Annotated in this window: 7 protein-coding genes; 2 read left to right on the forward strand and 5 right to left on the reverse strand. The window is 66.5% G+C overall.

The features are described from left to right. Window positions 1-25 precede the first annotated feature (25 nt). From ACXJKM_RS13655 to glk, 5 genes are all read right to left on the reverse strand, one after another. A complete protein-coding gene (locus tag ACXJKM_RS13655) occupies window positions 26-409 on the reverse strand; it encodes a RidA family protein (protein ID WP_457352951.1) in 384 nt (127 codons plus the stop codon). Continuing rightward, window positions 402-1148 (reverse strand): sugar nucleotide-binding protein, encoded by a 747-nt coding sequence (locus ACXJKM_RS13660; RefSeq protein WP_457352953.1) that lies wholly within the window; start codon window positions 1146-1148, stop codon window positions 402-404. Before ACXJKM_RS13660 ends, ACXJKM_RS13655 begins: the two co-directional genes overlap by 8 nt. Beyond that, window positions 1145-2437 carry an alpha-amylase family glycosyl hydrolase gene (locus ACXJKM_RS13665; protein WP_457352955.1) on the reverse strand — a complete coding sequence of 431 codons (1293 nt, stop codon included), beginning with the start codon at window positions 2435-2437 and terminating at the stop codon, window positions 1145-1147. Before ACXJKM_RS13665 ends, ACXJKM_RS13660 begins: the two co-directional genes overlap by 4 nt. A gap of 221 nt (window positions 2438-2658) precedes the next feature. Next, window positions 2659-5448, reverse strand: coding sequence for a TonB-dependent receptor (locus tag ACXJKM_RS13670; RefSeq protein ID WP_457352957.1), 2790 nt, complete (start codon window positions 5446-5448; stop codon window positions 2659-2661). A 457-nt stretch (window positions 5449-5905) separates the two neighbouring features. Beyond that, a complete protein-coding gene (gene glk, locus ACXJKM_RS13675; protein WP_457352959.1) occupies window positions 5906-6898 on the reverse strand; it encodes a glucokinase in 993 nt (330 codons plus the stop codon). 349 nt (window positions 6899-7247) lie between these two features. On the opposite strand from glk, the gene ACXJKM_RS13680 reads away from it, so the two are divergent. Then, window positions 7248-9155, forward strand: coding sequence for a glucokinase (locus ACXJKM_RS13680; RefSeq protein WP_457352961.1), 1908 nt, complete (start codon window positions 7248-7250; stop codon window positions 9153-9155). 178 nt (window positions 9156-9333) lie between these two features. Then, on the forward strand, window positions 9334-10485 hold the full coding sequence (locus tag ACXJKM_RS13685) for an efflux RND transporter periplasmic adaptor subunit (protein WP_457352963.1): 1152 nt from the start codon (window positions 9334-9336) through the stop codon (window positions 10483-10485). Window positions 10486-10859 lie beyond the last annotated feature (374 nt).

Here is a 10859-nt window from a genome sequence, read left to right on the forward strand (position 1 = left end):
ATTGTCGACGCGGGCGGGCCTGGTCTCAGGAGCCCAGCTTCTGCCCCGCCGAAACAGGCGCCGCGACGACCACCAGTTCGATCAACAACCCCGGCGCCAGGCCAGATTGGAAGCAGGCCCGCTGCGGCCAATGTTCGGGATGCGGCCCGATCCATGCCTGCCATTGCAGGTCGAAAGCATCCCGGTTGGCGATGTCGGTGAGGATGACCTGCAGCGACAGCAGGTGGGTGCGCGCCGAGCCGGCTTCCTGCAGATGCGCTTCGAGCATCTGCAGGCTTTGACGCACCTGTTCTTCAAAGCCGGCCGAGAAGTCGGTCGCGTTGGCCACCGTCCAGACCAGGCCGCCAAAACCCCCATGAGCCACCGTGCGGCTGCGGCCCTTGCCGTTGATGGGCCAGCGCTCAATCACGGGTGAGCCCAGGCAAGCGCGCCGAAAGCGGTGGCAAGCGGCTGACGCCGCCGATGAGGCGCTGGTCATGCCGGTAGCCCTCGTCCGCCTGGACTTGCCAGTCGCGGCCGAACTCGATCGCGAGTGCGCGCGCCACCTCATCAAAGCGCCAGCCCTCCTCGGAATTGCTGTCCAGGTGGTGCACACCGAGCAGCGGCCGTTCGATCAACGCCAGCAGCGCGGCGGCCGTGTCGGTCATGAAGGAGCAGGCCGGCGTCCATGCTCGGCTTGCGGCCACATGGCCATCGCGCTTTTGCCATTCATCCAGCGTCATCAGCATGTTGTTGCCAGGCCGGGTCGCGTCGATCTGCCAGCCGATGCGGGCGATGACGGGCCTCTCATTGGCCAGCAACACGGCGTCTTCGCACTCGGCCTTGTAGCGGCCGTATTCGTCCTTGGCGTTGCGCGCGTCGGCCACGTCATGCGGACCGTCGGGCTCGTGGTCGAAGACCATGACCGTGCTGGTAAACAGGAAGTTCGGACAGCGCGACGCCAGCCAGCCCGCGAAGCGCGCCGAAGCCATGCCCAGGTGGGCGATCGCGTCCACCGACTGCGCGGAAAGCCAGGTGGCTGACAGCTTCTCATCGTCGAGGTTCACCGCGGTACGGTCCCAGCCGATGACCTGATGCCCGGCTGCGCGCGCAGCCTCGGCCAAGCGTGGCGCCAACGTGCCGTTCAGGCCAGTAATGAGGATTCTCATGACAACTGCCACCCCCATGGGCGCAGCTTGTGGCCCTGCCAGAGCTGTTCCATCTTCGACAGGTTGACAGCCACGCGCACCAGGTCCTGGTCCAGGCGGCGCTCGAAGGCGACGATGTCGGGCGGGCTGTCCAGCAGCTTCACCGGCGCGCCGTACTGGCCGGCGGCCAGCGCCGGATGCTGGTGCTTGAGCGCAGCGAGGCTGGCGTAGAAGTCGCTCAGCTCATAGGTCTTCCAGTCGATGGCGTCCTTCTCGAAGAACTCCAGCTTCTTGGTCAACCGCGACTCCTGGCCGTTGTAGACCAGCGGCATGCCGGGCAGCGTGAACGTCAGTACCGCCAGTGCGGGGTAGGCGTCGCCGTAGAGATCGGCGTCGGTGCCGTGCCAGGAGTTGAAGTCGTGATTGCTCGTGAAGCGCATGCGGTAGGCATGGGCGGGAAAGCCCGCCGGTTGCTTGGCCAGCCACTCCTTCAACCGTGGGGCGCCCGCCTCGCCCTTGCCGATCTTCTTGAACACCTGGTCGGCCAGGTCCCAGGAATAGGTCATGTCGAAGGCGCCGCTGGTGTGCAGGTCGATGGCGTCGGACTCGGCCAGCATGAACATCGGCTTGACCGCGTCCAGCTCCTTGCGCACACGCACCCAGAAGTCGGTCGGCACCAGGCTGGCCACATCGCAGCGGAAGCCATCGATGCCGGTTTCTCGCACCCAGAACTTCATCGCGTCGATCATTGCGGCGCGCAAGCCCGGGCTCTTGTAGTTCAGCGCGACGACATCGTCCCAGTGCTCCTCGCCCGGCTGGCCTTCGTTGAAAGTGACGGCGTGGATCTCACCCTTGCCGTTGAGCTTGTACCAATCCTTGTGTGCCGTAGCCCAGGGGTGTTCCCAGGCCGTGTGGTTGGCCACCCAGTCGAGGATGACCTTGAACCCCAGCTTGTGCGCCGCAGCGACCAGCGCCTTGGCATCGGCCAGCGTGCCGAACTCGGGGTTCACGGCCGTGTAGTCGCTGATCGAGTAGTAGCTGCCCAGCGTCCCCTTGCGGTTGAGCTTGCCGATGGGCTGGATGGGCATCAGCCACAGGATGTCCACGCCCAGCCTTTTCAGCCGCTGCAGGTCCGACTGCACGGCCTTGAACGTGCCTTCGGGCGAGAACTGGCGAACGTTGATCTGGTAGATGACGGCCTGGCGGGTCCAGGGCAGATGGGGCATCTCGACGGAAGCGGCGGCAGAGGCACTCATGGCGGGCAGGGCGAGTGAGGTGGCGGCGGTCAGTACGGTGCGGCGGTTGGGCATGGCGGTCTCGATGAGGGACGTGCTGCGTGATCGCGGGCAAGTGGCAAGCGGTGGCGCCATTGAAACGGAAGATGCGTCCATGCGTGCGACAGAGGTCGAGCTTCTCTCCAGCTTGTGCGTCATGTGTCCCCTGAATCATCGCCCGTCTCCCGACCGGGCCGATGAGGGCCCCCAAACGAAAAAGCCCGGCGCACGGCCGGGCCTCATTCAACACCGAAGCATCAGAACTTGTAGTTCGCCCCCAGCAGGAAGGTGCGCCCCCAGCGGATGTACTCCAACGGGCGATCCTTGGTGCCGGCGTAGGTTTGGTAAGCCTCGTTGGTCAGGTTGTTGACCTGGAACAGCAGCCCCAGACCCTTGAAGGCGCCCTCGTTGAAGGAGTAGCCCAGTTGGAGGTCGGTGATCTTCTCGCCAACAACGTAGCGCAGGGTACGTGAGCCGTTGAAGTTGCCGATTTCACCAATGAAGTCCGAGCGGCGGCGCTGGCTCACGCGGGCCTCGAACCCATTGGCCTCGTAGTAGGCCGTCAGGTTGTAGACCCGCTTGGACAGGCCGGGCAGCGCGATGTCGCCGCCACCCACGCTGCTCGCACTCTCCGGATCCTGGATCTTGATGCTGCTGTGGGTGAAGCTGGCGCTGGCCTGGATGCCAAAGCCCTTGAAGGTGTCGGAGACGAGGCTCAGCGGCAGCGAGGCCGAGAGCTCGACACCAGACAGCTTCCCGCCCTTGCCGTTGAACGGCGCCGTGAACGTACCCGTGGGCAGCGCGGCGGGACAAGGCTGATTGGGGCCGGCAGGCGTCGTGCACGTGTTCGGCGGCGTGTAGCTTTTGACGAAGTCCGTGAAGTCGTAGCCGTCCTGTTTCTGGGTGTAGATGTAGCTCTTCAAGTCCTTGTAGAAGCCCGCCGCGGCGATATAGGCCTTGGTGCCGAAGTACTTCTCATAGGACACGTCGAAGGCATTGGCGATCCACGGATCGGCCTTGGGGTTGCCGCCGCTGGCGCCGGGCTTGCCGGTCGAGTTGTCGACGCCGAACTCGATGCCCGAGCGGAGCTGGTCCACGCGCGGGCGGGCCATCTGGCGGGCCAGGGCTACGCGCAGGGTCTGGTCATCGGCCAGCGAGAAAGCCAGGTTCATGCTTGGCAGCACGTCGGTGCGCACCTTGCCGTCGCTGTTGGTCTTGACATTGCTGCCGGCGGGCGCGTTGCTGTCCCAATAATTCGACGTGGACGACTGATCCACGCGAATGACTTGCAGGCCCACGTTGCCGCGCATGGGGATGCCGCCCCACTCGGTGTCGATGTTGCCCTTGATGAAGCCGGTGGTGGCCTTCTCGTACACGTTCCAGGCCTTGGGAATCAGATAGGCCGCGCTGGTCTCGCTGGGGTTGAAAGTCATGTAGCGCGACACGGCGCCCGGCACGTTCCAGGCCGGGATGCTGCCCAGGCCCGCAAAGCTCAGGTCCACGGGGGCGTACTGCAGGTCGCTGGCAATGGCGGTGTCACCCTGCGAGCCGACGTTGATGTTGCCCTCGGGCTGGCGCTTCTTCTTGGAGCGGTCGGCGTAGTTGACACCCAGGTCCACGTCCTGGAAGAAGCCCTTGATCGAATCCGGCAGCGGGAAGTTGCCAGCCAGCTTGAACGACTTGAGTTCGTCCTCAACGCTGGGACGCTTGCCGTAGCCCGAGCCGTAGATCGTGCCGCGCAGGAACAGCTTGGTCGGGTCGGAGTAGTTCAGCGTGGGGGTCAGCGTCGGGAAACTGGACGTGGCGAAATTCAGCTTCAGGGTGTCCAGCGGTGCGGTTGCGCCGGTGGGCAGCAACTGCGTGTTGTTCTCGAGATTGGTTTCCTTGCGGTCAGCCTTGGAGTAGCTCACATCCGCCGTCAGCGTGCCGCCGCCGGCCAGCTTGAGCTTGTTGTTCCAGCCGAAGGCATCGATGGTGTCCCTGCGGTCGTTGTACATGCCACGCACCAGCGGGTACAGGCCGCTGGCGCTGCCGCCGACGAAGGTGTTGTTGCCGTTCACCACCGGGGAAGCGATGTTCAGGCCCGGGTTGTAACCGCCGTTGTAGCCGCCGAGATTGACTTCGAACTGGTTCGCGGTGTCCTCCTGCGTGGCCCTGGTGTGGTAGTAGTCCACCACGCTGGTGAAGCCCTTGTTCGGGCGGAACTCGGCGGTCGCCATGAAGGCGTCGCGCTTGGTCACCCCAGTGCGGCGCAGGGCCTTGATGCCATCGGAATAGAACGTACCTGCCGCCACGCCCGGACGCCAGCCGGCGCCCAGCGACTGCCAGGGCTCGTACAGGCCGACCTGCTCTTCCTGGATCGGGGTTTCCTGGTGGGCATAGCCCAGCACCAGACCGACGGTGCGGTCGGCGAACTGGTCGATGTAGCTGGCGCTGAAGCGGTTGCCCGTGCCCTTGGAACCGGCGGCACCGCCCAGCGAATTCCTCTGACCGCGCACGTTGACGGCCATCACGCGACTGCCGAAGTTCAATGGGCGCACGGTCTGCATGTCGATGGTGCCGGACAGGCCCTGGCCGACCAGGCCGCCGTCCGGCGTCTTGTAGACGCTCACGCCGGCCAGCAGCTCGGAGGGGTACTGATCGAACTCGACCGAGCGGTTGTCGCCGGTGCTCACCAGCTCACGGCCATTGAGCAGCGAGGTGGCGAAATCGGGCGACAGGCCGCGCACGCTGATGACCTGGGCGCGACCCGCCACGCGCTGGGCGGAAAGGCCCGGCAGGCGGCCGATGGACTCGGCGATGCTGATGTCGGGCAGCTTGCCGATGTCTTCGGCCGAGACCGACTCAACGATGTTGTCGGCGTTCTTCTTGACCGAGATCGATGCCTCGATGCCTCTGCGGATGCCGGTGACGGTCACCGTTTCGAGTTGCTGGGTCTGCGCTTGTGCGCCTGCGGCGGCGATCAGCAACGTGCAGCCGATGGCAATCGGACTGATGCGGAACGACGCCGCGGTGCCCGACCCGCACTTGTCTTGGCTCATGGTCATGAATGTCTCCTCTAGTTCATTGGAAAACGGCTTGGCCCGAAGTCCGCCTCCGGGGCCACCGGCGCGCGTCTCGTGGGCGAGAACCCAACGTCTCGAGCAGGTTTGTATCAAAACTAGATTTTTTCCAGCATCTGCGTAAACCCTAGACGTTGCGAAGAAACGACCCGATTTCAGTCAAAAACCGCGGGTAAACCAGCATGGAATTGACACTGCCGACGAAACATCAGGGCGAACAACTACGCAAGAAGTCAAAACTTGTAGCGCAACTACAGCATCAACTTAGGGGTTAACAACAGGTCTGCCGGCGTGACCGATCGCGCCAGGGCGATGCAAGGCGCAAGGGGGCGGTCATGCAAGGCGAGAGCACGCAAGGCGAAGCCACACCGGCCGCGCGGCGGCGGCGTGGTGCCAAAGATCGCGTGTGAGAAGACGGCGCGCGCAGACCGCGCGCGCCGTGTCAGGCGTCGGCCTGCTCCAGCGCCAGGGCGGCGCCGGACAATGCGGCCAGCGTGTCGGTGATGAGGGCCGTGGGGATGCCCGCCAGGAAGGGCTGGAAGCGCCCCTTGGCCTCGAAACGGGCGCGGAACTCCGACTGGAAGAAGCGCTCACCCAGGCGCGGCACGATGCCGCCGCCGATGAAAACGCCGCCGCGCGAGCCCAGCGTCAGCGCGACGCTGCCGGCGAAACCACCCAGCATGGCGCAGAAGAGATCCAGCGTGCGCACGCAAGCAGTCGACTCACCGGCCAGGCCCCGGGCGACGATCTGCTCGGTCGGCAGCGAGCTGACGTCTTCGCCCTCGCCGAGCGCGGCCGCGACGGCGCGGCACAGCACCGGCAGCCCGATGCCCGACAGGAAGCGCTCGGCCGACACATGCGGGAACTCGCGGCGCGCCTGGCTCAGCACGGCGCTCTCAAAATCGTCCGCCGGCGCCAGCGTCGCGTGCCCACCCTCACCCGGCAGCGCCAGCCAGCGTCCGGGGGCGCGCACGACGCCACCCACGCCCAGGCCGGTGCCCGGGCCGATGACGGCCATGACCGTGCCCACGGCCACGTCACCGGTCGCCGGCGGGGGCGCACCCCAGGCGCGCAGCTGGTCGGCCCGCAGCCGCGGTAGCGACAGCGCCTGGGCCTCGAAATCATTCAGGCAGAGCAGCGTCTTCAGGCCCAGTTCGGCCTGCGTGCCGGCGCGCGAGAAGCTCCAGGCACCGTTGGTCAGCTCGATGTGATCGCCGTCCAGCGCCGTCGCGAGCGCAAAGGCCGCACTTTGCGGCTCGGCCTTGCCGGCGGGCTGCCCCTGCAGATAAGCGCGGACAGCGGCCGCCGGGCCCGCATGGCCCGCCACCGACAGCACCCGCACGTCTTCCACTGCGGCGCCGGGGCCGGCAACGGTGCCGAAACGCGCATTGGTGCCGCCGACGTCGGCCACCAACCAAGGGTAGGCGGCACTCATACAGGAACTCCCGAAACAAGGAGGGGCGCAAGGCAGCGGATATTCAGGAGTCGGACAGTGGCAAACACAGGGCTGAAAAGGGTGAAATGACGGTCGCGGCGGACGGTAGCAAAACTACATCAAATCGACAATACATACTCGCCCTTGGAATCAAATCTCGAATGAGAAACCGCTTTCAACTCCCGGCAAGCCAGCCATCGCCCTGGGGAAACTCGATTGCCGAGGATCTGTAGTGAAGCTACAACCTGTTTGAGCTTCCACACCAGGAATCGCCCCCGAAAGGGTCCAAGGCAGGTCGCCTGCGCGCCTGCTGATAATCGCCGTCTTTCCTCAGGTTCCTTCAGCGCCCATGCCCCGTTTCGACAGCCCCCGCCTGCTTGCCGATATTGGCGGCACCTATGCCCGTTTCGCGCTGGAAGTCGGCCCGGGTGAGTTCACGCAGATGGCCTCGCTGCGCTGCGCCGACCACGCCGACTTCCACGCCGCCGTGCGCGCTTATCTGCAAGGCCTGAGCTGGCAGGACGGCGGCGCACAGCAAATCGCGCATGCAGCCATCGCCATCGCCAACCCGGTCGAAGGCGATCGGGTGCGCATGACCAACTACCACTGGCAGTTCTCCATCGACGAGATGCGCCAGCGCCTGAGCCTGGACACCCTCGTCGTCGTCAACGACTTCACCGCCCTGGCCATGGCCCTGCCCCGGCTGGCCGAAGTGGATGTGCACCAGGTCGGCGGCGGCCAGGCGCGCCGACCCAGCGTCATCGGCCTGCTGGGCGCGGGTACGGGCCTGGGCGTGTCGGGGCTGATCCCGGCCGGGGAAGGCTGGATTGCGCTCGGCACCGAGGGCGGCCACGTCAACTTCGGCCCGCGTGATGAGCGCGAGATGGACATCCTGAAGTTCGCCTGGAAGACGCTCGACCACGTCTCCTATGAGCGCCTGATCTCCGGCCCCGGCCTGGAGCTGATCTACAAGGCCCTGGCCGACCGCAACGGCGTGGCCACCGAGCCGCTGCAGGCGCCTGCCATCACCCAGCGCGCGCTGGAGGACGGCGACGCGCTGTGCCTGGAGACGCTGGAGGTCTTCTGCGGCCTGCTTGGCACCTGCGCGGCCAACCTGGCCGTCACGCTGGGTTCGCTGGGTGGCATCTATATCGGCGGCGGCATCGTGCCGCGCCTGGGCGAGTATTTCGACCGCAGCCCGTTTCGCGAGCGCTTCGAGGACAAGGGGCGCTTCCGCGAGTACGTGTCGGCCATCCCGACCTTCGTCATCACGGCCGAGCACGCCACCTTCAAGGGCGCCTCGGCCATTCTTGAAAACCAGCTGCGCAACCTGCAGGCCTCGCCCGGCTCGGCCATCCTCGGCCAGATCCGCCGCGCCCGCAGCGAGCTGTCGCCCGCCGAGCTGCGCGTGGCTGACCTGGTGCTCGCCCAGCCGCGCTCGGTGCTGAACGACCCCATCGCCGAGATCGCCCGCGCCGCCGGCGTCAGCCAGCCCACGGTCATCCGCTTCTGCCGGTCGCTGGGTTGCGAGGGCCTGTCGGACTTCAAGCTGCGCCTGGCTTCCGGCCTGACGGGCACGGTGCCGGTGACGCACACCCAGGTCAACACCAACGACTCCATGCTGGAGCTGGGCGCCAAGGTGCTGGGTAACACCGCCAGCGCCATCCTGCAGGTGCGCAGCCACCTCAACCGCGACACCATCGACCGCGCCATCGACATGCTGTTGTCGGCCCACCGCATCGAGTTCTTTGCGCTCGGGCATTACGGCGTCGTCGCGCAGGACGCGCAGTTCAAGTTCCTGCGCTTCGGCATGCCCTGCGGCGCCTACACCGACCCGCGCCTGCAGCTGCTGGCCGCCGATGTGCTGCGCGAAGGCGACGTGGCCGTCGTCATCAGCAGCGGCGGCCGCCTGCCCGAGCTGCTGTCCGTCGTCGAGAAGGCGCAGGAACGCGGCGCCAAGGTTGTGGCCATCACGGCCAGCCAGAGCCCGCTGGCCAAGAAGGCAGATGCGACGCTGATCGTCGACCACATCGAAGACATCGCCACCCACCTGCCCATGGTCAGCCGCATCCTGCACCTGCTGGTCATCGACATCCTGGCCGTGGGCGTGGCCATGCGCCGCAGCCCCGACAGCATTGCCGCGCTGACCGTCGGCGGCGAGGACGACGAGGGCAAACCGGGGCGTGGAGCCAGCACGGCTGCTCCCGGCGTCAGCATGGCCTCGCCGCTGGCCCGGCTGACCTCGCACAGCCGCTGAGTGCACGGGCTTGAAGTGCTCAAGCCCTGACCCCACATGACTTTTGCCAAGCGGCGCTTCACTCACGACGATGTGTGAAGTGGGGCCGACAGGCTCCGTTCAACTGCTACGCTAGCCGACCCATCACGCCAACGCCGGCCGGAAGGGGCGAATAAGACCCCATCGTCCTGGGAGGGACATGAAAGCTTCTTTTCTGAAACGCTGGCGCGTGCGCCTGATCGTCATTGCCGTGCTCGCCGCTGGCGGGGCCACGTGGTGGTTCACCCGCACGCCGCCGCCGCCGCCACCGCCGCCCAGCGGCGTCGTCGCCCTGGCTGACGTGACCCAGACCGTGCAGGCCGCCGGCGTGCTGCAGGCCAAGACGCGCGTCGACGTCGGCGCCCAGGTCAGCGGCCAGGTCCAGACCATCCACATCGAGCTGGGCCAGCAGGTCAAGAAGGGCGACCTGCTCGTCAGCCTGGACCCCGAGCTGGCACGCAGCGACGTGGCGCAAGCCGAAGCCGCGGTGGCCCAGGCCAGCGCCTCCATCGACAGCCGCCGCGTCGACGCCGAAGCCGCCCGCCGCGAACTCAAGCGCCAGCAGCGCCTGCTGGCCGGCCAGGCCACTTCGGGCAACGAAGCCGAGAAGGCCGAGATCGACATCGCCAAGATCGAAGCCGACCTGCGTGGCCAGGCCGCCAACCTCACGCGCCTGCAGGCCGAGCTGGACAAGAAGAAGGTCAGCCTCTCCTACACGCGCATCACCGCGCCCATGAATGGCACCGTCGTCAACCTGCCCGTGCAGGTGGGCCAGACGCTGATCTCCGTGCAGATCACGCCCGTCATCCTGACGCTGGCCGATCTGGACACCATCACCGTGCGCACCAAGGTGCCCGAGGCCGACATCCAGGCCATCAAGGTCGGCCAGACGGCGCGCTTCACCACGCTGTCGGGCGAAGGCAAGCGCTACGAAGGCAAGGTGCGCGTCATCCAGCCCGTGCCGGAGCGCGCGGGCAATGCGGTGTTCTACAACGTGCTGTTCGAGGTGGACAACCGCGAGCGGGCGCTGTTCAGCGACATGACGGTGCAGGTCGACATCGAGACCGGCTCGGCCAAGCAGGTGCTGGCCATGCCCATCGTCGCGCTCGGTGAGCGCGGCAAGGACGGTCGCTTCACGGTGCAGGTGCTGGACGCGGCGAACAAGCAGACGCCGCGGCAGGTCAAGGTGGGCCTGCAGGACGGCGCCAAGGTGCAGGTGCTGGATGGCCTGAAGGCCGGCGAGAAGGTGCTGCTGGCGCCGCCGAGTGCGGCGGATGCGGCGGCGTCGGGTGCCAGCGCGGCAAGCAGCTGATGTGGTGGCCTTTTCGTAGCTGTGTCTTTGTGCCGAGGCCCAGCCGGGAGTTCGTCCCGGCGGCCGACTCACTTTCTTGTGCGAACAAGAAAGTAAGCAAAGAAATCGCCCCCGTTCCGTCGCCCCTTCGCTTCGCTGCGGGGTCCCCTGCGATGCTCGGACGACGAGGCTCGCGCAGAACTCCCTTCGCTACGCTGCGGTCAAACAGCTGCGCGAAGTCAGTTGACGAAGTGCGCTGCGCGCACGCCTCGCCGCCCTGCGCTTCTCGGCTCCTCCAAGGGGGAGCCCCGGAACAGCCGAACAGCCAACAGCCAAACCCGAAAGCCGGCTGGCGCCGGCTGCTCAATCACCCCCCTTTTAGCGCCGCCGAGGAG

The organism is Roseateles sp. P5_D6 (genome assembly GCF_054049415.1).

Excerpts from the sequence above, each read along its gene's own strand:
- ACXJKM_RS13660 (WP_457352953.1), bottom strand. The coding sequence starts at position 1,148 with ATGAGAATCCTCATTACTGGCCTGAACGGCACGTTGGCGCCACGCTTG.
- ACXJKM_RS13665 (WP_457352955.1), bottom strand. The coding sequence starts at position 2,437 with ATGCCCAACCGCCGCACCGTACTGACCGCCGCCACCTCACTCGCCCTG.
- ACXJKM_RS13670 (WP_457352957.1), bottom strand. The coding sequence starts at position 5,448 with ATGACCATGAGCCAAGACAAGTGCGGGTCGGGCACCGCGGCGTCGTTC.
- glk (WP_457352959.1), bottom strand. The coding sequence starts at position 6,898 with ATGAGTGCCGCCTACCCTTGGTTGGTGGCCGACGTCGGCGGCACCAAT.
- ACXJKM_RS13680 (WP_457352961.1), top strand. The coding sequence starts at position 7,248 with ATGCCCCGTTTCGACAGCCCCCGCCTGCTTGCCGATATTGGCGGCACC.
- ACXJKM_RS13685 (WP_457352963.1), top strand. The coding sequence starts at position 9,334 with ATGAAAGCTTCTTTTCTGAAACGCTGGCGCGTGCGCCTGATCGTCATT.